We start from the raw sequence: 19,346 nt of genomic DNA, 5'->3' as shown, positions 1-19,346 counted from the left end.
ACTGATGAGCAAACAAATTCCGGTCCAGGACGTCACTCCGCCCACCAAGGGCAAGGGTGAAAGCGTCGACCTCTATGCCTCCCGGGAAAAGATCTACACCCGAGCCTTTACCGGGTTCTTCCGCAACCTCCGCATGGCCGGGGGCGCCCTCCTCTTCCTGCTCTACTTCGGCACCGTATGGCTGACCTGGAACGGTCGCCAGGCGGTTCTCTGGGACCTGCCCGAGCGCAAGTTCTACATCTTCGGCGCGACCTTCTGGCCGCAGGATTTCATCCTTCTCTCCGGCCTGTTGATCATCAGCGCCTTCGGCCTGTTCTTCATCACCGTGTTCGCCGGCCGCGTCTGGTGCGGCTACACCTGCCCGCAGAGCGTGTGGACCTGGATTTTCATGTGGTGCGAGAAAGTCACCGAGGGTGACCGCAACCAGCGCATGAAACTCGACAAGGCGCCCATGAGCGGCAACAAACTGCTGCGCCGGTTCGCCAAGCACAGCCTCTGGCTGCTGATCGGCCTGGTCACCGGCCTGACCTTCGTCGGCTACTTCGCCCCGATCCGCGACCTGCTCAGCGACCTGGTCACCGGCCAGGCCGACGGCTGGGCCTACTTCTGGGTCGGCTTCTTCACCCTCGCCACCTACGGCAACGCCGGCTGGCTGCGCGAACAGGTGTGCATCTACATGTGCCCCTACGCGCGCTTCCAGAGCGTGATGTTCGACAAGGACACCCTGATCGTCTCCTACGACCCGCGTCGCGGAGAAGGCCGCGGCCCGCGCAAGAAAGGCGTCGACTACAAGGCCCAGGGCCTGGGCGACTGCATCGACTGCACCATGTGCGTACAGGTCTGCCCGACCGGCATCGACATCCGCGACGGCCTGCAGATCGAGTGCATCGGCTGCGCCGCCTGCATCGACGCCTGCGACAGCATCATGGACAAGATGAACTACCCGCGCGGCCTGATCAGCTACACCACCGAGCACAACCTGTCAGGGCAGAAAACCCATCTGGTGCGTCCACGCCTGATCGGCTACGCCATCGCCCTGTGCATCATGATCGGCCTGCTGGTCACTGCCGTCGTCATCCGCCCGCTGGTGGGCTTCGACGTCAGCAAGGACCGTGTCCTGTACCGCGAGAACGCCGAAGGCCGCATCGAGAACGTGTACAGCCTGAAGGTCATGAACAAGGACCAGAAGGACCATACCTACGTGCTCAGCGCCAAGGGCATGGATGGCCTGATCCTGGAAGGCAAGAAGGAAATCTCGGTCGCGGCCGGGGACATCTTCAGCATGCCGGTGGAACTCTCCATCGACCCGGAGAAGCTGCCCTCCACCACCAACGAGATCAGCTTCACCATCCAGTCGGTGGACGACCCGTCCATCAGCAAGGAATCCACCAGCCGCTTCATCGGCCCACGCGTTCGTTGAACCAACGCTGAACGAATTGGCACCCCATGTTGCGCATGGGGTGCCAGCACCGACCGAAGCACGTAGAATTTGCCCGCCCCTTCACCGGGCAGCGCCCCTGGCGGCGCTGCCAGCGAGAGAAAAGAGACCATGCAATCGGCCATGAAGACACCCGTGGAACCCTGGTACAAGCACCTCTGGCCGTGGATCATCATCGCCATGCTGGCCACCTCGATCTTCCTCAGCCTGACGATGGTCAACATCGCCGTGAACAACCAGGACTCCCTGGTCAGCGACAACTATTACGAGGCCGGCAAGGGTATTAACCGCTCCCTCGACCGCGAGCACCTGGCCCAGGAACTCAAGCTGCGCGCCAAGATCAGCTTCGACGAGCTGACCGGCGAAGTGGACCTGCGCCTCACCGGCGACAGCCGTCCGGCCACGCTCACCCTGAACCTGCTCTCCCCCACCCTGGAATCCCAGGACAAGCACTTGGAACTGCGCGCCAGCCCCGCCGAGCCTGGCCGCTACACCGCCAGCCTCGACGCCGCCGTGAAGGGTCGCCGCTTCGTCGAGCTGCTCGGCGAGGAGAACGGCAAGACCTGGCGTCTGTTCGAGGAAGAGAAAGTCGCCCCCGGCGGCTCCTTCGACCTCGGCGACGAGCCCCTCAGCGGAGATGAAGCCGAGCGCCCATGAGCGCCGCGCTGCTCTGTTACCACTGCGCGTTGCCGGTTCCCCCCGGCAGCCGCTTCGTTGCGCCCGTCCTGGGCGAGCCCCGCGAATTCTGCTGCCCCGGCTGCCAGGCCGTGGCCGAGGCCATCGTCGCCGGCGGCCTGGAAGGCTATTACCGCCATCGCACCGAAGCTGCGCCCAACCCTGACGCCCTGCCCGAACAGCTCGCCGATGAGCTGAAGCTGTTCGACCGCCCCGACGTGCAGCAGCCCTTCGTCCAGCACCTGGGCGAACTGGCCGAGACCACCCTGATCATGGAAGGCATCAGCTGCGCCGCCTGCGGCTGGCTGATCGAAAAGCACCTCAAGGGCCTGCCCGCCGTTGCCGAAGCCGGCCTCAACCTGTCCAACCACCGCCTGCATGTGCGCTGGTCCGACAGCGAGCTGCCACTGAGCGAGCTGCTTGCCGAACTGCGCCGCATTGGTTACGCCGCGCACCCCTTCCAGCCGGACCGCGCCGCCGAACAGTTGCACCAGGAAAACCGCAAGTCCCTGCGCCAGTTGGGCGTCGCCGGCCTGCTGTGGTTCCAGGCGATGATGGCGACCATGGCCACCTGGCCGGAATTCAACATCGACCTGAGCCCCGAGCTGCACGAAATCCTGCGCTGGGTGGCGATGTTCCTCACCACGCCCATCGTCTTCTATTCCTGCCAGCCATTCTTCCGCGGCGCCGTGCGCGACCTGCGCACCCGCCACCTGACCATGGATGTCTCGGTCTCCCTGGCCATCGGCGGCGCCTACCTGGCCGGCATCTGGACCGCTGTCACCGGCCATGGCGACCTGTACTTCGACGCCGTCGGCATGTTCGCCCTGTTCCTGCTCGCCGGCCGCTACCTCGAACGCCGAGCCCGCGAACGCACCGCCGCCGCCACCGCACAACTGGTCAACCTGTTGCCCGCCTCCTGCCTGCGCCTGGACGACAGCGGCCAGAGCAGCCGCGTACTGCTCAGTGAACTGAACGTCGGCGACCGCGTGCTGGTGCAGCCCGGCGCGGTGATACCCGCCGATGGCCTGATCCTCGACGGCCAGTCCAGCGTCGACGAGTCCCTGCTCACCGGCGAATATCTGCCGCAGCCGCGCCAGAGCGGCGACAGCGTCACCGGCGGCACCCTCAACGTCGAAGGCCCGCTGACCGTGCAGGTCAAGGCGTTGGGCGGCGACAGCCGGCTGTCCGCCATCGTCCGCCTGCTCGAACGCGCCCAGTCGGACAAGCCGCGTCTCGCCGAGCTGGCCGACAAGGCCGCGCAGTGGTTCCTCATCGCCTTACTGGTGCTGGCCGCCGTGGTCGGCCTGTTCTGGTGGCAGCACGATGCCTCCCGCGCCTTCTGGGTCGTCCTGGCGATGCTGGTGGCGACCTGCCCCTGCGCCTTGTCCCTGGCGACGCCCACCGCGCTGACTGCCGCCACCGGCAGCCTGCACAAGCTTGGCCTGCTGGTGACCCGCGGCCATGTGCTGGAAGGCCTGAACCACATCGACACGGTGATCTTCGACAAGACCGGCACCCTCACCGAAGGCCGCCTGACGCTGCGGGCAGTGAGGCCGATGGGCGCGCTGGACAGCGATACCTGCCTGGCCCTGGCTGCCGCGCTGGAGAACCGTTCCGAACACCCTATCGCCCGCGCTTTCGGCCGCGCACCGCAACCTGCGGAGAACGTCGAGAGCCACCCCGGCCTGGGCCTGGAAGGCCTGGTCGGCGGGCGTCGCCTGCGCATTGGCGAGCCATCCTTTGTCTGCGCCCTGAGCGGCAGCGACGCGCCCCAGCATCCGCAGGAACCCGGCCAATGGCTGCTGCTGGGCGATGACAGCGGCGCCCTCGCCTGGCTGGTGCTGGACGACCGCATCCGCGAAGACGCCGCCGACCTGCTCGACGCCTGTCGCGCCCGCGGCTGGCGCACGCTGCTGCTCTCCGGCGACAGCTCGCCCATGGTCGGTCGCGTCGCCGCCGAACTGGGCATCGACGATTGCCGCGGTGGTCTGCGACCCGACGACAAGCTCGAGGTGCTGCGCCAGTTGCATCAGCAAGGCCGCCGCGTGCTCATGCTGGGCGACGGAGTGAACGACGTCCCCGTGCTGGCCGCCGCCGACATCAGCGTCGCCATGGGCTCGGCAACGGATCTCGCCAAGACCAGCGCCGACGCCGTGCTGCTGTCCAACCGCCTGGACAGCGTGGTGCAGGCCTTCGCCCTGGCCCGTCGCACGCGCCGGGTAATCATCGAGAACCTGGTCTGGGCGGGGCTGTACAATGGGCTCATGTTGCCCTTCGCCGCCCTCGGCTGGATCACGCCCGTGTGGGCCGCGGTGGGCATGTCGATCAGTTCGCTGACCGTGGTGCTCAACGCCCTGCGCCTGACCCGGCTGCCCAGGGGCGTCGGCGCCCCGCCAGCGACCACTGCCCTGCCCGTCGCCCCGCAAGTGGCGCAGGCGCTGCCACGGAGTTGAAATGCCCGCTCTCTACATCATGATCCCGGTCGCGATGGTGATCGTCGGCATCTGCATCGCGATCTTCTTCTGGGCGGTGAACAGCGGCCAGTACGACGACATGGACGGGCCCGCCCACAGCATCCTGTTCGACGACGAAGACCCCAAGCACCAGGCCGGCATCGACGAAGCCGAGGGAGACGACTCGCACGCCAGCCAGAAGCAGGACAAGCGCGATGCCTGACCTGGCGCCTCTGCTGGCGTCTGCGCTGATCCTCGGCCTGCTCGGCGGCGGCCACTGCCTGGGCATGTGCGGCGGCCTGATGGGCGCGCTGACCATGGCCATTCCACCGGAGCAACGCGGTCGGCGCCTGCGCCTGCTGCTGGCCTACAACCTCGGCCGCATCCTCAGCTACGCCTGTGCCGGGCTGCTGCTCGGCCTCGCCGGCTGGGCCGTGGCGCGTACACCGTTCGCCTCGGCGCTGCGGGTGATCGCCGGCCTGCTGCTGATCGCCATGGGCCTCTACCTGGCCGGCTGGTGGAGCGGCCTGACCCGCATCGAGGCCCTGGGCCGCGGCCTGTGGAAGCACATCCAGCCCTTCGCCAGCCGCCTGCTGCCGGTCGCCACGCTGCCGCGCGCACTGCTGCTCGGCGCGCTCTGGGGCTGGCTGCCCTGCGGTCTGGTCTACAGCACCCTGCTCTGGGCCACCAGCCAGGGCTCGGCGGTGGACAGCGCCCTGCTGATGCTCGCCTTCGGCCTGGGCACCTGGCCGGTGCTGCTCGCCACCGGACTCGCCGCCGAGCGCATCACCGCCCTGCTGCGCAAGCGCAGCGTGCGCATGGCCGGCGGCATCCTGGTGATTCTCTTCGGCCTGTGGACCCTCCCCGGCCCGCACCAGGCCTGGATCATGGGCCATGAAATGCACGCCAGCGCCGACCTTCCCCACCATAAAGCCGCTTGATACAGGTCAACAGGCCTCTGTCGGACTCTCCCTAGACTGCGCAGGAAAAGCTCGCCACCGGGGAACATCGGCATGCTCGACAATATTCGCTGGGACGCAGATCTGATACGCCGATACGATCTGTCCGGCCCGCGCTATACCTCCTATCCCACCGCCGTGCAGTTCCACGAAGGAGTCGGACCCTTCGACCTGCTGCACGCGCTGCGCGATAGCCAGAAGGCGCAGCGCCCGCTCTCGCTCTACGTGCACGTCCCGTTCTGCGCGAACATCTGCTACTACTGCGCCTGCAACAAGGTCATCACCAAGGATCGTGGCCGCAGCGCTCCCTACCTCGCCCGTCTCATCCATGAAATCGAGATCGTCAGCCGTCACCTGGGTCGCCAGCAGCAAGTCGAGCAGCTGCATTTCGGCGGAGGGACCCCGACCTTCCTGAGCCCCGGCCAGTTGCGCGAACTGATGGCGCAATTGCGCACCCACTTCCATTTCGTCGAGGGCGACTTCGGCGACTACGGCATCGAGATCGACCCGCGCGAGGCCGACTGGTCGACCATGGGCCTGCTCCGCGAGCTGGGCTTCAATCGCGCCAGCATCGGCGTGCAGGACTTCAACCTGGAGGTGCAACAGGCCATCAACCGCCTGCAGAGCCTCGACGAGACACGCGCCATCATCGATGCGGCGCGCACCCTGCAATTCCGCTCGATCAACATCGACCTGATCTACGGCCTGCCCAAACAGACCCCGGACACCTTCGCCCACACCGTGGAGCAGGTCATTGCCCTGCAGCCCAACCGGCTGTCCGTGTTCAACTACGCGCACCTTCCCGAACGTTTCCCGCCACAACGTCGGATCCTGGCCGAAGACCTGCCCTCCCCTGGGCAGAAGCTGGAAATGCTGCAGCGCACCACCGAGCAGCTCGAAGCCGCCGGCTACCGCTACATCGGCATGGACCACTTCGCCCTGCCGGACGACGAGCTGGCGATGGCCCAGGAAGACGGCACCCTGCAGCGCAACTTCCAGGGCTACACCACCCACGGCCACTGCGACCTGGTGGGCCTTGGGGTTTCCTCGATCAGCCAGATCGGCGACCTCTACTGCCAGAACAGCAATGACATCGCCGACTACCAGAACACTCTCGACCAGGGCCAGCTCGCCACTCGCCGGGGCCTGCACTGCAACAAGGACGACCTGATCCGCCGCGCGGTGATCCAGCAACTGATCTGCCACTTCCAGCTGGACTTCGAGGTCATCGAGGACCTCTACAATATCGACTTCCGTGGCTACTTCGCGGAAATCTGGGACGACCTCGAATGCTTCGCCCGCGACGGCCTGATCACCCTCGGCCCGCGCGGTATCGATGTGAGCGCTTCCGGCCGGCTGCTGGTCCGCTCGCTGTGCATGCTGTTCGACCGCTACCTGCCGATGCAGAACCTGCAACGCTTCTCGCGGGTCATCTGACCCGCGGGTTCCCTTTTGCGCGACCGGCGGTGCGGGGCCAACTGTCGCACCCTTTGCTACAGGATATGTCTGTAGTCCCAATGTGTAGGAACAGCCCTGAACCGGCACTTTTCGAAAGGATTCGAGCCTCGCTGCACCCCTCGTAAACCCTCATTCCCCTCGCTGAAACCTGCGATGCAGACGGGTCGCCAACTGGCGCGCGGCTTGCCGTCTGCGGTACCCTTGGTTTTTGTGTGCCATCCCATTCAAGGAACACTCATGGCCGAAACCATCAAAGTGCGCGCCCTGCCCCAGGCGCACTGCAAGGATTGCAGCCTGGCTCCCCTCTGCCTGCCGCTGTCGCTGAACCACAGCGACATGGACGCTCTCGATGAAATCGTCAAACGCGGCCGCCCGCTGAAAAAAGGCGAGTTCCTGTTCCGCCAGGGCGATGCCTTCGGCTCCGTCTTCGCCGTACGCTCCGGCGCGCTGAAGACCTTCAGCATCACCGACGGCGGCGAAGAGCAGATCACCGGCTTCCACCTGCCCAGCGAGCTGGTCGGCCTGTCCGGCATGGACACCGAGAGCTACCCGGTATCAGCCCAGGCCCTGGAAACCACTTCGGTCTGCGAAATTCCCTTCGAACGCCTGGACGAGCTGTCCGAGCAACTGCCGCAGCTGCGCCGCCAGCTGCTGCGCGTAATGAGCCGCGAGATCCGCGACGACCAGCAGATGATGATGCTGCTGTCGAAGAAAACCGCCGACGAGCGCATCGCCACCTTCCTGGTGAACCTCTCTGCACGTTTCCGCGCCCGTGGCTTCTCGGCCCAGCAGTTCCGCCTGGCCATGTCGCGCAACGAGATCGGCAACTACCTGGGCCTGGCGGTGGAGACCGTCTCCCGCGTGTTCACCCGCTTCCAGCAGAACGGCCTGATCGCCGCCGAAGGCAAGGAAGTGCACATCCTCGATTCCATCGAGCTGTGCGCACTGGCCGGCGGCCAGCTGGAAAGCTGACAGACACGAAAGCTGACCCTTTGGTTGACTTTCCGGTCATCGAAAACGGGCTCGCCGACTGGCGGGCCCGTTATACTTTGGCCTCTGCAAAAACCGCATCAGGTGCACATCCAGCATGATCCTCAACCAACTCGACCTGAAGTCCGTGATCCGTGCCGTTCCCGACTTTCCCAAGCCCGGCGTCATGTTCCGCGACATCACCCCGCTGTTCCAGTCGCCGCGAGCCCTGCGCTTCGTCGCCGACAGCTTCATCCAGCGCTACGTCGAGGCCGACTTCACCCACATCGGCGCCATGGATGCGCGCGGCTTCCTGATCGGCTCGATCATCGCCTACGAGCTGAACAAGCCGCTGGTGCTGTTCCGCAAGCGCGGCAAGCTGCCGGCCGACGTGCTGGCCCAGGCCTACGAGACCGAGTACGGCGAAGCCCTGCTGGAAGTCCACGCCGACAGCCTGTGTGAAGGCGACAGCGTGCTGATCTTCGATGACCTGATCGCCACCGGCGGCACCCTGCTGGCCGCCGCCCAACTGGTGCGCCGGATGGGCGCCAGCGTGTTCGAGGCAGCCGCGATCATCGACCTGCCGGAGCTGGGCGGTTCGACCAAGCTCAATGACGCACAGATCCCCACCTACAGCCTGACTGCCTTCGCCCTCGACGAGCAGTGACGGACCGCTGTCGATAAGAACGGGCGCTTCGGCGCCCGTTTTCGTTTCCGCCCGCACACACGCAACCGCCCCATCCAATGGCTGGTCGCGACCCGCTTGGCCTGATTCGACCCGGCCACGGCCACATATGACCTTTCGATTGTCCGACAAGACTCCGAACATGACATCAGCTAATGACACATTAAGAGGTGGCATAGCGAACTAACGACAGGGCTTGCCTGGGTCGCCGCCCCTGCCGCGCGCGCCCTCCCGCACAACAAGAAGGAGTTAGTCATGAACGCCAGCACCACGCCGATCCGCGCCAATTTCCCGGTCCGCCGCATGGATTTCAGCTTCAGCGAAACGCCGAAATACTGGTGGGACGGGCAACCCTTCATGACCCACTTCATGAACAACCTGTCCTCGTTGTTCCCCTATGGCGAGAAGTTCTTCGTCGACAGCGTGCGTGCCGTGCGCGAGCGCATCCAGGACCCGCAACTGCAGAAGGACGTCAGCGCCTTCATCGGCCAGGAAGCCATGCACTCCAAGGAGCACGCGGCCTACAACGAGTACGCCGACGAGCACGGCATCGACCTGGAAACCCTGGAGCTGCGCATCAAGGTGCTGCTCGAATCCATCAGCAAGGTCACCACCAGGAAGCACCAACTGGCGATCACCTGCGCCCTGGAGCACTTCACCGCGACCATGGCCGAACAGTTGCTCAAGCGTGAAGACCTGAGCAGCCAGATGAAGTCGGACAAGATGTACAAACTGTGGATGTGGCACGCCGTCGAAGAGAACGAGCACAAGGCGGTGGCCTACGACGTCTACCAGCAGGTCTATGGCGGCTACTTCACCCGCACCGCGGTGATGCTGCTGACCACTGTGATCTTCCTCAGCGTCATTGCCGGCTTCCAGATCAACCTGCTGCGCCGCGACGGCCAGCTGTTCAACTGGCGCAGCTGGAAGCATGGCCTGGGTGTACTGCTACACCCGCGCCGCGGCTACTTCGTCAACCTGATCCGCCCGTGGCTGGACTACTTCCGCCCCGGTTTCCACCCCTTCGACCACGACACCAAGGCACTGGAAACCCGCTGGAAGGAAACCCTGGATTTCGCCGGCTGAGCTTCACGCTCCAACGAAAACGCCAGGCATTGCCTGGCGTTTTTCATTCACACGTATGGATATCTGTGCGTAGGAGCGGACTCCGTCCGCGATGATCTCCGGCGCGCTGCGAACCTATCGCGGACAAAGTCCGCTCCTACGCTCTCTCTAACCCTCCTGCCGGCGCGGCAGATCATCCACCGTGTCGAACCACGACAGCTGCGACGAGCACCAGACGTGACATTGCGGTTCGATCAGCTCCGGCTCGTCCAGGGTCACCGTGTTGAGTCCCACCGTCTCGCCGTCGCGTACGCGGAACTCCATCGGCGTACCGCACTTCACGCAGAAGCGCCGCTCGCCGTCCTCGCTGGAGCGCCACATCCCCAGTTCGCCGGCAATATAGGCGAAGCCGGTCAGTGGAATCACCGCCCAGGGCACCGCCGGCGCGGCACTGGACTTCTGGCAGATGCGGCAATGGCAGTAACCGGTCTCTTCCGGCTCGGCATCCACCCGGTAGCGCACCGCGCCGCAGGCGCAGCCGCCGAACAGGGGCAAAGGCAACATGCTGAAACTCCCGCTATGAACCCAAGAAGACTCACAGCCTAGCCAGCATGCCGAAGGTCTGCAGCACCGCGACACCGGTGAAGAGCAACAGGATTTGTCGCTCGGCCAGGGCGCAGACCTCCCCGCGCAACTCCGGCGGGCGCTCCAGGTAATCCAGCGACTGCTGGAACAACTGCCGGCTGATCAGCCGCGACAACTGGTCCAGCTCGCCCACCTCGACATCCGGCAGCAGATGGAACTGGCGGATGTCCTCGGCCATGTCCTCGCCGAACTCGTCCATCACCCGCGCCAGCGCTTTGCGCAGCACCGGCGACGGCCCGTGCAGCTCACGCACGCCAATGATGAAGGCCTGCGGGTTGCGCTCGACGAAATCGAAGAACAGCCGCACCGTCTCCCGTGTTACGCGCTGGCCGCGCTCCAGGTCCAGGCCAAAGGGCACGCTGGCCACGCCCTTCCCCGGTTGAGCGCGCTCGGCGGCCTCGCGGCGCAGCTCGCGCAGCGGCTGGCGCAGCTGGGTGGCGATATCGCGGATGATCGCCAACCCCAGGTCATCCACGTCGCCGAAGTGCCGGTAGAAGGTGTTCGGGTTCAGCCCCGCTTCCCGTGCCAGCTCACGCAGCCCGAGACTGCTCAGGCTGCGTCGGCTGGCCGCCAGGCGCAGCGCCGCGTCGATCAGTGCGCGCTTGCCGGCGGCTTCCGCTGGCCGTTCTTCCTGTCCGATTTCCATGAGTGTGTTACCCGGCCCCACCTAAGGTTGGTTGCTCCAGCGGTATACAGATGTCTACATTCAATCACGTAGACAGTTGTATACGCCAGCAATAATCATAACAGGAGCGTGGCCATGAGTACGGTTGTGAGTACCCAACCAAAGACTGCCCCCAGACACTGCAAGGTCGCCATCATCGGTACCGGGTTCTCCGGCCTCGGCATGGCGATCCGCCTGAAGCAGGAAGGCGAGAACGACTTCCTGCTGTTCGAGAAGGATGCCGGCGTCGGCGGCACCTGGCGGGTCAACAACTACCCGGGCTGCGCCTGCGACGTGCAGTCCCACGTCTACTCCTTCTCTTTCGAGCCGAACCCGGACTGGACGCGCATGTTCGCCCGCCAGCCGGAAATCCGCGCGTACCTGGAGAAGTGCTGGGCGAAGTACCGCCTGGAAGACAAGACGCTGCTCAACACCGAGATGGCGCGCCTGGAGTGGAACGAGGAGCAACAGCTCTGGCACCTGTTCGACGCCGCCGGCAACCACTACACCGCCAAGGCCGTGGTCTCGGGCATGGGCGCCCTGTCGATTCCGTCGATCCCGGCGCTCAAGGGCCTGGAGAATTTCCAGGGCAAGGCCTTCCATTCCCAGCAGTGGGACCATGACTACGACCTCAAGGGCAAGCGCGTCGCGGTGATCGGCACCGGCGCCTCGGCCATCCAGTTCGTCCCGGAAATCCAGCCGCTGGTGGCCAAGCTCGATCTCTACCAGCGCACCGCACCGTGGATCCTGCCTAAGCCCGACCGCGCCATCAGCGAGAAGGAACGCGCGCGTTTCCGCCACTTCCCGGCGGTGCAGAAGCTCTGGCGCGGCGCGCTCTACAGCATGCTCGAAGGTCGCGTGCTGGGCTTCACCTTCGCCCCCTGGGCGATGAAGCTGGTGGGCAAGCTGGCCGAGCGCTTCATCCGCCAGCAAGTCAAGGACCCTGACCTGCGCCGCAAGCTGACCCCGGACTACACCATCGGCTGCAAGCGTGTGCTCATGTCGCACAACTACTACCCGGCACTGGCGGCCTCCAACTCCTCGGTGATCGTCGACGGCATCCGCGAGATCAAGGCGGGCAGCATCATCACCAGCGATGGCCGCGAGCGCCAGGTGGACGCGATCATCTTCGGCACCGGCTTCACCGCCAATGACCCGATCCCTCGCGGCGTGGTGTTCGGCCGGGACGGCGTGGACCTGCTCGACACCTGGAAGAACGGCCCGGAAGCCTACAAGGGCACCATGACCCGCGGCTTCCCCAACCTGTTCTTCCTCATGGGCCCGAACACCGGCCTGGGCCACAACTCCATGGTCTACATGATCGAATCGCAGATCACCTACGTGCTGGGCGCCATCAAGCTGATGGACCGTCGCGAGCTGCAGAGCGTCGAAGTCAAGCAAGAGGTGCAGGAGCGCTGGAACGAGAAGCTGCAGCGCGGCCTCAACCACAGCGTGTGGAACACCGGCGGCTGCAAGAGCTGGTACCTGCACCCGGTGAGCGGGCGCAACTGCACCCTGTGGCCGGGCTTCACCTGGCGCTTCCGCGCACTGACCAGCCAGTTCGATCCCAGCGCCTATCATTTGAAGTCCAAGCCGCTGTCCAGCCCTGTCGTCCAACCCCAACGCCACGCAGAAGAGGTGCCGGCATGAAGAACTTCGAAAACAAAGTTGCCGCCATCACGGGCGCAGGTTCGGGCATCGGCCGCGCCCTGGCGATCGAGTTGGCCTCGCGCGGCTGCCACCTGGCCCTGGCGGACGTGAACGCCGCAGGCCTCGAGGAAACCCGCCAGTTGCTCTCCTCCACCGGCGTGCGCGTATCCATCGACACCGTGAACGTCGCCGACCGCGAGCAGGTGCACGCCTGGGCCGACAAGGCCGCCCGCGAGCACGGCAAGGTCAACCTGGTGTTCAACAACGCCGGCGTCGCCCACGCCGGTACCGTGGAGGCCAGCGACTATGAAGAATACGAGTGGATCACCAACATCAACTTCTGGGGCGTGGTCTACGGCACCAAGGCCTTCCTGCCGCACCTGAAGGCTTCCGGTGACGGCCACATCGTCAACGTGTCGAGCGTGTTCGGGCTGTTCTCCCAGCCAGGCATGAGCGCCTACAACGCCACCAAGTTCGCCGTGCGCGGCTTCACCGAGTCGCTGCGCCAGGAGCTGGACATGGAGCGCGGCGGTGTCTCCGCCAGTTGCGTGCACCCCGGCGGGATCAAGACCAACATCGCCAAGACCGCGCGCATGAACGACAGCATGATCAAGGTCACCGGGCAGAACGCCGAAGCGGCACGCAGCCAGTTCAACGACCAACTGTTGCGTACCACCCCGCAGAAGGCCGCGCAGGTGATCATTCGCGGCGTGGAACGCGATTCGCGGCGCATCCTGATCGGCCCGGATGCCCACGCCATCGACGTGATGCTGCGCCTGCTGCCAGTCTGGTACCAGAAGGTGGTCACTGGCAGCATGAAGCTGGCCAAGCGTTTTGCACCCAGCCCCAAGCGCAAGGCACAAGCAGGCAACGCTGAGGTCAACTAGGATCGAGCGGCCCGCCCTGTCGAAACAAGCCTGCCGTCCGGCGGGCTTGTCTTAACGGCTCGCGACAAAAGCCCTATCCATTCGGACCCTTCGTACACCCCTCAGCGCCTGCACCATATATCCACTCCTCGACATCTGGTTGATAACCCTTGTAGCCACGCGCCTGTCTCGCGTGGCGACGATCAATCCAGTGTCTGTACAAGGAGTGTGCTTCATGGTTACTGATTCTTACTGCCTGGTAGAACTGTCCAAGAAAATCTGGGCTTATACGCCTGGCTCTGACACCGCGGGCTACTCTGCCCCAGAGCCAACCCAGCGCTTTGCCTTCGGCGTGGTCGGCGCTGATACCTGTTTCGCCGACATCGCCGCCGCAGACGGGTACCTCAACGAGAGCCTGCTGATCGGTGGGATTCACTGGATCAGCGGCGACCAGAGCCTCTTCATCGAGCTTCGCCCCGGCCGCTATCGACTCTACGAATTCACTGTCGTGCGCCACGGTGACGAACAGCCCAAATTCGCCAAGATGGGCGGCTGGCAGTTCAAGGCGGAGATCAATGGCGTCGAGGTACCGGCCATCGACGATGAAAACGCCGTACCGTTCGACGTGCGCAACGACAGACCGCGCCACTCCATCGTCGGCATCAACAAATCCTTTTCGGTGCAGGTGGAAAAGCGCACGAGCGGCCAGTTGAAGCCTGGCGTGATGTTCTTCGGCACCACCTCGTACCTGGGCATATTCCCCGACACGATGAACTGGAACGCCTCGGCCATCCTGAGCATGGGCGTGACCGACCACCAGGGGACCGCACGCCTGGATGGCTTCACCTCCGGCTGCAACGGCTTCATCCATGAAGTCATACCCAGGAGCGACTATGAGGCGGGAGTCCGCGCCACACAGATGGATGTGCTCCGCCCCGATGGCACAGCGTGGTTCAGTTGTGGCTTTCTTCCGGCCCAGCAGGTGACCCAGGCTAACCTCGATACGCTCTTGCGCGACCCCAGGCTCAACGCCGCGGCGCGTGACCTGATCGGGCAACACCTGCATGCCGGGGACTATCTGTGCGGTCCACAGGAGTGCTTCTTCGATCGCCAGGGCACGCTCACCGCCAGGATCAACAATGGCGGCGTACCCAATGTCAAACTGTGCAAGAAACTCTGGGCCTATGTCCCGGGCTCGGACAGCAAGGGCTATTCCGCGCCTGGCTCGACGATGCAATTCGCCTTCGGCGTGGTCGGTGCGGATACCTCGTTCGCCGACATTGCCGCAGAGGATGGTTATCTCGACGAAAGCCGCCTGATTGGAGGCGTTCGCTGGCTGAGCGGCGATGAGACCAACAGCTTCTCGTTGCCACCGGGTCATTACCGCCTGTATGAATTCACTATCGTTCGCCACGACGGCGACCAACCCAAGTTCGCCAAGATGGGCGGCTGGCAATTCAAAGTCGAGATCGATGGCGTCGAAGTGCAAGCCATCGGCGATGAAAATGCCGTGCCGTTCGAGGTGGGCAAGGACGGGCAGGAAATCTCCCTGGTCGGCATCAACAAAACCTTTTCAGTGCTGCTGGAAAAGTACGCTGACGGCCGCCTGAAGCCGGGCGTGACGTTCTTCGGCACCAGTTCCTATCTCGGAATATTCCCCGACAAATCTAACTGGAACGCTGCCGCTGTGCTGCGGGTGGGCATTACCGACGCCCAGGGAACCGTTCGTCTGGATGGCTTTACCTCCGGCGGCAATGCCTTCATTCACGAGGTGATCCCGAAAGCCGACTATGAAGCCGGCGTGCGCGCCACTCAAATGGAAGTGTTCCGGCTGGATGGCACGTCGTGGTTCATCACCGACGTGCCCGAAGTTCGCGTCGTGACGCAAGCCGACCTGGATGCACTGTTGCACGACCCGAAGCTCAACGCCGCCGCGCGTGACCTGATCAGACAACGTCTGCATGCAGGCGACTACCTCTGCGGAGCCCGCGACTACGTCTATGAGCGTCAGGGAACGCTCAAGGTGAAGCTCCATAACAGCGAACAGCCTAACGTCAGGCTATGCAAGAAGCTCTGGGCCGGCACACCGGATGCCGACGCCAATGGCTACTCCCTGCCCAACGACACTATCCGCTATGCCTTTGGCGTGATTGCACGAGGCATCGAGTACAGCCAGATCACGGGTGCCGACGGCTATGTCGACGAGTCGAAACTGATAGGAGGGATCCACCGGGTCGACGGCGCCCAGTGCAAGAGCTTCAGCCTGCCGATCGGCCATTATCAACTGCTGGAGTTCAGGCAGCTTCGCCACGGCGACGGCGTCACCCTGAAGTACGAGCGCCCCGGTGGATGGGATTTCACTGTCGAAATCGGCGGCACGCGCATTGGCCCGTCGGAAGGCAGCGAGGGCGTTCCCTTCGAGGTTGAAACCGCGGGGCAGACTATCGAGTTGGTGGGCATCAACAAGTCGTTGTCGGTACAGGTCAGCGTGCTTGGCGCCGGCAAGCCCAAGGCCGGCACGATGATCTTCGGTACCAGCTCCTACCTGGGCCTGGCCCCCGACGGGCAAAACTGGAACGCTGGCGCGATCATGCGCCTTGGTCTCAGCGACGCGAGGGGCATCGTTCGTCTGGACGGTTTCTCCTCCGGGAACAACGTGTTCCTTCACCAGGTTGTCACCCAGGCCGACTACCAGGCGGGTGTTCGCGCCGAAACCATGAAGGTCTACAACTTCGATGGCAGCCTTCGGAGTACCGCAACATTCCCCGATGTGCACCAGGTGACCGAGAGTGAGCGAGCAGCACTGCTGCGCGAGCCCAAGCTCACCGAAGCCGGGCGCCAGTTGATAGAGCGGAATGTCCAGGTGGGCGATTATCTGTTCACCAATCAGAGCTACTTCAATGACCGCCAGGGGACACTGCAGGTAGTGATCAGCAACAACCGCTGAGGAAACCCCAGTTCTCCCCACCGCCCTTCTCCCGATAGGCGGTGGGGATGATCACTCATCAACGACGCACGATCACCACTTCCAGGTATTCGCTGGGAATCACCAGGGAAGACGGGCCAGCACTGTTGCTGCGCTCCAGCAGTTGCGTGAGGTCGCGCTCCAGCGCCGTGGCGTCCGCCTCCGGCAAGCTGGCGAAGGCCTTGTGCACCGGTCCGTACCAGTTGCGGAACACCTCGATAAAATGCGCCGGCGAGCGATATCGGAAGTTGAAGGTCTGGCGAGTTGCGCGCAGCCCGCCGATGGAATCACCAAACAGTTCATGCAGGTACTCTTCGCGCCCCCAGCCCGATGGCGGGCGTACGCCCGGCGCGGGCGGCACGTATCCGGAGAGCACCTTGAACACCTGGCCGATGAAGCCTTCGGGCGTCCAGTTGGCCAGGCCGATGCGCCCTCCCGAGCGGCAGACCCGCGCCAGCTCGCTCGCCGCCCTGGTCTGGTCCGGGGTGAACATCACGCCGAAGGTCGAGACGACGGCATCGAAACTGCCCGTCGCGAAGGGCAGCGCCTCGGCATCGGCCTCGCGGAACTCCACCTCCAGATGTTCGGCACGGGCGCGCTCGGCGCCCAGTTCCAGCAATCGCGGCACGTAGTCGGTGGACATTACCCGGCAACCACGCCGGGCGGCGGCCAGGGTGACGTTGCCGTTGCCCGCGGCAACGTCCAGCACCCGCTCATCGCAGAGCAGGTCACAGGCCTCGGCCAGGCGCTCGCCGACAATCTGCAGGGTGGTGCCGATCACGGCGTAGTCGCCGCTGGCCCAGGTGGCCATCTGGCGTTGTTTCAGGGCATTGAGATCTACAGGGGCATTCATCTTGTCGTTCTCCAGGCGCGGGGACGCCTCATTCGGCCGTGGTCGGATCGAGGGTGGTGACGACCTGCGATATCCGATTGGCCGGGAAGCCGCCCAGTCGCGCGTGCTCTCGCACGGTGGCTTCGTCGGGGGCGATGTACAGGCAGTAGATGCGATCTGCGACCACGTAGCTGTGCAACCACTGCACCTGCGGCCCCAACTGGTTCAAGACCTTGCAGGACTTCTGCGCGATGGCCTGGAAATCGCGGGCGGTCAGGGCTCCGGCGCCGGGGATCTCGCGCTCTATGACGAACTTCGGCATGACACTCTCCATTGGTGGGCTGATGCGGGTACCGCGACATCCCGCACCTTTATGCTGCATCGCGGCCTGACAGGCGTCCTGCTCCAGCGTCGGTGTTGCCTGTCCGATCGTCCGGCGACCCGCCGCGGCTTCGCTTTCGCGCCCAGACTTCGACTGAGAACCTCGTCCCGGAGGCGCCCCTTGATGAGCACGCAAACCATCCTCGCCGCCCAGCAGCGCCTGGAGCGCCTGGTGCGCCAGCGGCCGGGCGTCGCCCAGGTCCGCGATGTCCCCGCCACCGCGCTCTGGGAAGGCGGCGGCAAGACGCAGACCCGCCATCCGGACGGCAACCTGATCCATACCGACCTGCCGCAGGAGCTGGGTGGCGATGGCGAGCGCGTCAGCCCGGGCTGGCTGCTGCGCGCCGCACTGGCCTCCTGCGCCATTACGCGCATCGCCATGCTGGCAGCCGAACGCGGCATGCAGCCACAGCGGCTGGAGGCGGAAGTCACCAGCGACACCGACCTGCACGGCCTGCTCGGGCTGCCCCGCGAAGATGGCCGGCGCATCTCCGCTGGCCCGCTGGCGATCCACGTGCGGGTCAGCATCAGCGTGCCGGGCACCCCGGATGCCGAGGTACGCGAGATGGTCGAGCAGGCCATGCGCGTCTCCCCGATGCTCAGTGCGCTCGCCGAAGCCGTACCGGTGCGCCTGGACATCCACAGCAGCGCCCCCTGATGGACGCGTTGTCGGAAACCCTGCGCGTGGTCCGGTTGGTCGGCGCGATCTTCATCAATGCGCGCTTCACCGCGCCCTGGTGCTATCAATCGCCACGGGCGGATTCGGTGGTCGAACTGCTGGAGCCCGGCGCCGAACAGGTGGTGATCTTCCACCTCATCACCGAGGGAGAATGCTTCGTTGAGATGGGCAGGGCCGAGCCGGTGCGACTGGTGGCCGGCGACGCGGTGATCTTCCCTCAGGGCCACGCCCACCGCATGGCCTCGCAACCCGGCGTCCCACCCGCCACGGGAGCGCGACTGGACGCGGTGCTGGCTCGTCGGCCACGCCAGCTGGCCTATGGCGGCGGCGGCGCAACGACGCGCCTGGTCTGCGGCTACCTCGCCTGCGACGCACGGCTGGCGAGGCTGCTGCTCGCAGGGCTGCCGGCGCTGGTGAAGGTCAACGTGCGCGGCTCAGCCGCGGGCGCCTGGCTGGAGTCCTCGGTGCGCTATGCGCTGGCCGAGGCGCGCTCACCTCGCCCCGGCGGCGCCGGCGTGCTGGCCAAGCTGGCGGAGGTGCTGTTCATCGAGGTGCTGCGCCTGTACATGGAGGAACAGGGCGAAGACCGCAGCGGCTGGCTGGCCGGGCTGCACGACCGCATCGTCGGCAGCGCCCTGGGCGCACTGCACAAGTCGCCAGCGCATCCCTGGAGCCTGGAGGAACTGGCGCGCTGCGCCGGCACGTCGCGCTCGGTGCTGGCCGAGCGCTTCCTCGGCCTGGTGGGCTGCCCGCCGATGCAGTACCTCACCCAGTGGCGCATGCTGCTGGCGGCCAACCTGCTGCGCGGCAGCAACGCCCCGCTGGCGCGGATTGCCGAGGACGTCGGCTACCAGACAGACACCGCCTTCAGCCGCGCCTTTCGCCGTGAATACGGCTGCCCACCAGCGGCCTGGCGACGCAGCCAGGCCGCTGGCGCACGCCCGTCCCTGTAAGAGCGC

The 19,346-nt window shown here is 65.1% G+C and carries 17 protein-coding genes and 1 pseudogene; 14 read left to right on the top strand and 4 right to left on the bottom strand.

Annotated features, from left to right (window positions below; genetic code table 11):
- The first annotated feature begins 4 nt into the window (after positions 1-4).
- The 9 genes from ccoG (at position 5) to UB43_RS04755 (ending at position 9,726) form a co-directional block, all read left to right on the top strand.
- Positions 5-1,420, top strand: coding sequence for a cytochrome c oxidase accessory protein CcoG (gene ccoG / locus UB43_RS04795; RefSeq protein ID WP_045209123.1), 1,416 nt, complete (start codon positions 5-7; stop codon positions 1,418-1,420).
- Positions 1,421-1,549: 129 nt separating this feature from the next.
- Positions 1,550-2,095: a FixH family protein gene (locus UB43_RS04790; RefSeq protein ID WP_045209121.1), complete on the top strand. Its 546-nt coding sequence runs from the start codon at positions 1,550-1,552 to the stop codon at positions 2,093-2,095.
- Positions 2,092-4,569: a heavy metal translocating P-type ATPase gene (locus UB43_RS04785; RefSeq protein ID WP_045209119.1), complete on the top strand. Its 2,478-nt coding sequence runs from the start codon at positions 2,092-2,094 to the stop codon at positions 4,567-4,569. Before UB43_RS04790 ends, UB43_RS04785 begins: the two co-directional genes overlap by 4 nt.
- 1 nt (position 4,570) lies before the next feature.
- Positions 4,571-4,792, top strand: a complete 222-nt coding sequence (ccoS, locus tag UB43_RS04780) for a cbb3-type cytochrome oxidase assembly protein CcoS (protein ID WP_045209115.1) — start codon at positions 4,571-4,573, stop codon at positions 4,790-4,792.
- The gene (locus tag UB43_RS04775; protein ID WP_045209114.1) at positions 4,785-5,510 is read left to right on the top strand and encodes a sulfite exporter TauE/SafE family protein; all 726 of its coding nucleotides are present in this window, start codon (positions 4,785-4,787) and stop codon (positions 5,508-5,510) included. Before ccoS ends, UB43_RS04775 begins: the two co-directional genes overlap by 8 nt.
- Positions 5,511-5,582: 72 nt before the next feature.
- Positions 5,583-6,965 carry an oxygen-independent coproporphyrinogen III oxidase gene (gene hemN / locus UB43_RS04770; protein ID WP_045209112.1) on the top strand — a complete coding sequence of 461 codons (1,383 nt, stop codon included), beginning with the start codon at positions 5,583-5,585 and terminating at the stop codon, positions 6,963-6,965.
- Positions 6,966-7,223: 258 nt separating this feature from the next.
- The gene (anr, locus tag UB43_RS04765) at positions 7,224-7,958 is read left to right on the top strand and encodes a transcriptional regulator Anr (RefSeq protein ID WP_024763934.1); all 735 of its coding nucleotides are present in this window, start codon (positions 7,224-7,226) and stop codon (positions 7,956-7,958) included.
- A gap of 115 nt (positions 7,959-8,073) precedes the next feature.
- On the top strand, positions 8,074-8,622 hold the full coding sequence (locus UB43_RS04760) for an adenine phosphoribosyltransferase (protein ID WP_045209111.1): 549 nt from the start codon (positions 8,074-8,076) through the stop codon (positions 8,620-8,622).
- 273 nt (positions 8,623-8,895) lie between these two features.
- The gene (locus tag UB43_RS04755) at positions 8,896-9,726 is read left to right on the top strand and encodes a metal-dependent hydrolase (RefSeq protein WP_045209110.1); all 831 of its coding nucleotides are present in this window, start codon (positions 8,896-8,898) and stop codon (positions 9,724-9,726) included.
- Between the two features lie 147 nt (positions 9,727-9,873).
- On the opposite strand, the gene UB43_RS04750 is transcribed toward UB43_RS04755, so the two are convergent.
- Positions 9,874-10,269, bottom strand: coding sequence for a GFA family protein (locus tag UB43_RS04750; RefSeq protein WP_045209109.1), 396 nt, complete (start codon positions 10,267-10,269; stop codon positions 9,874-9,876).
- Between the two features lie 31 nt (positions 10,270-10,300).
- On the bottom strand, positions 10,301-10,996 hold the full coding sequence (locus tag UB43_RS04745) for a TetR family transcriptional regulator (protein ID WP_045209108.1): 696 nt from the start codon (positions 10,994-10,996) through the stop codon (positions 10,301-10,303).
- Positions 10,997-11,072: 76 nt separating this feature from the next.
- Between UB43_RS04745 and UB43_RS04740 the strand changes: the two are divergent.
- The 3 genes and pseudogenes from UB43_RS04740 to UB43_RS04730 all read left to right on the top strand — a co-directional run bounded on the left by UB43_RS04740 (position 11,073) and on the right by UB43_RS04730 (position 16,477).
- Positions 11,073-12,664, top strand: a pseudogene (locus UB43_RS04740) (flavin-containing monooxygenase).
- A complete protein-coding gene (locus UB43_RS04735) occupies positions 12,661-13,551 on the top strand; it encodes an SDR family oxidoreductase (RefSeq protein ID WP_045209106.1) in 891 nt (296 codons plus the stop codon). The pseudogene UB43_RS04740 and the gene UB43_RS04735 overlap by 4 nt, the downstream one beginning before the upstream one ends.
- 214 nt (positions 13,552-13,765) lie before the next feature.
- Positions 13,766-16,477, top strand: coding sequence for a hypothetical protein (locus tag UB43_RS04730; RefSeq protein ID WP_045209104.1), 2,712 nt, complete (start codon positions 13,766-13,768; stop codon positions 16,475-16,477).
- A gap of 58 nt (positions 16,478-16,535) precedes the next feature.
- On the opposite strand, the gene UB43_RS04725 is transcribed toward UB43_RS04730, so the two are convergent.
- The gene (locus UB43_RS04725; protein ID WP_045209103.1) at positions 16,536-17,348 is read right to left on the bottom strand and encodes a class I SAM-dependent methyltransferase; all 813 of its coding nucleotides are present in this window, start codon (positions 17,346-17,348) and stop codon (positions 16,536-16,538) included.
- Positions 17,349-17,376: 28 nt separating this feature from the next.
- Positions 17,377-17,649: a DUF4242 domain-containing protein gene (locus UB43_RS04720; RefSeq protein ID WP_045209102.1), complete on the bottom strand. Its 273-nt coding sequence runs from the start codon at positions 17,647-17,649 to the stop codon at positions 17,377-17,379.
- A 183-nt stretch (positions 17,650-17,832) separates the two neighbouring features.
- Here UB43_RS04720 and UB43_RS04715 point away from each other — a divergent pair, with 183 nt between their 5' ends.
- Together UB43_RS04715 and UB43_RS04710 are read left to right on the top strand one after the other, a co-directional pair.
- Positions 17,833-18,366: an OsmC family protein gene (locus UB43_RS04715; RefSeq protein ID WP_045209101.1), complete on the top strand. Its 534-nt coding sequence runs from the start codon at positions 17,833-17,835 to the stop codon at positions 18,364-18,366.
- On the top strand, positions 18,366-19,340 hold the full coding sequence (locus UB43_RS04710; protein WP_045209099.1) for an AraC family transcriptional regulator: 975 nt from the start codon (positions 18,366-18,368) through the stop codon (positions 19,338-19,340). Before UB43_RS04715 ends, UB43_RS04710 begins: the two co-directional genes overlap by 1 nt.
- Positions 19,341-19,346: the final 6 nt, after the last annotated feature.

It is taken from the genome of Pseudomonas sp. 21 (assembly GCF_000955805.1).
Taxonomy (GTDB): domain Bacteria; phylum Pseudomonadota; class Gammaproteobacteria; order Pseudomonadales; family Pseudomonadaceae; genus Pseudomonas.
This window is presented reverse-complemented; position numbering and strand designations above follow the sequence as displayed.

Bases quoted from the DNA above. Each gene is read 5' to 3' on its own strand.
- ccoS (WP_045209115.1), top strand. From the start codon at position 4,571: ATGCCCGCTCTCTACATCATGATCCCGGTCGCGATGGTGATCGTCGGC.
- UB43_RS04790 (WP_045209121.1), top strand. From the start codon at position 1,550: ATGCAATCGGCCATGAAGACACCCGTGGAACCCTGGTACAAGCACCTC.
- ccoG (WP_045209123.1), top strand. From the start codon at position 5: ATGAGCAAACAAATTCCGGTCCAGGACGTCACTCCGCCCACCAAGGGC.
- UB43_RS04735 (WP_045209106.1), top strand. From the start codon at position 12,661: ATGAAGAACTTCGAAAACAAAGTTGCCGCCATCACGGGCGCAGGTTCG.
- UB43_RS04750 (WP_045209109.1), bottom strand. From the start codon at position 10,269: ATGTTGCCTTTGCCCCTGTTCGGCGGCTGCGCCTGCGGCGCGGTGCGC.
- UB43_RS04775 (WP_045209114.1), top strand. From the start codon at position 4,785: ATGCCTGACCTGGCGCCTCTGCTGGCGTCTGCGCTGATCCTCGGCCTG.
- UB43_RS04755 (WP_045209110.1), top strand. From the start codon at position 8,896: ATGAACGCCAGCACCACGCCGATCCGCGCCAATTTCCCGGTCCGCCGC.
- hemN (WP_045209112.1), top strand. From the start codon at position 5,583: ATGCTCGACAATATTCGCTGGGACGCAGATCTGATACGCCGATACGAT.
- UB43_RS04710 (WP_045209099.1), top strand. From the start codon at position 18,366: ATGGACGCGTTGTCGGAAACCCTGCGCGTGGTCCGGTTGGTCGGCGCG.
- anr (WP_024763934.1), top strand. From the start codon at position 7,224: ATGGCCGAAACCATCAAAGTGCGCGCCCTGCCCCAGGCGCACTGCAAG.
- UB43_RS04730 (WP_045209104.1), top strand. From the start codon at position 13,766: ATGGTTACTGATTCTTACTGCCTGGTAGAACTGTCCAAGAAAATCTGG.
- UB43_RS04720 (WP_045209102.1), bottom strand. From the start codon at position 17,649: ATGCCGAAGTTCGTCATAGAGCGCGAGATCCCCGGCGCCGGAGCCCTG.
- UB43_RS04715 (WP_045209101.1), top strand. From the start codon at position 17,833: ATGAGCACGCAAACCATCCTCGCCGCCCAGCAGCGCCTGGAGCGCCTG.
- UB43_RS04785 (WP_045209119.1), top strand. From the start codon at position 2,092: ATGAGCGCCGCGCTGCTCTGTTACCACTGCGCGTTGCCGGTTCCCCCC.
- UB43_RS04725 (WP_045209103.1), bottom strand. From the start codon at position 17,348: ATGAATGCCCCTGTAGATCTCAATGCCCTGAAACAACGCCAGATGGCC.
- UB43_RS04760 (WP_045209111.1), top strand. From the start codon at position 8,074: ATGATCCTCAACCAACTCGACCTGAAGTCCGTGATCCGTGCCGTTCCC.
- UB43_RS04745 (WP_045209108.1), bottom strand. From the start codon at position 10,996: ATGGAAATCGGACAGGAAGAACGGCCAGCGGAAGCCGCCGGCAAGCGC.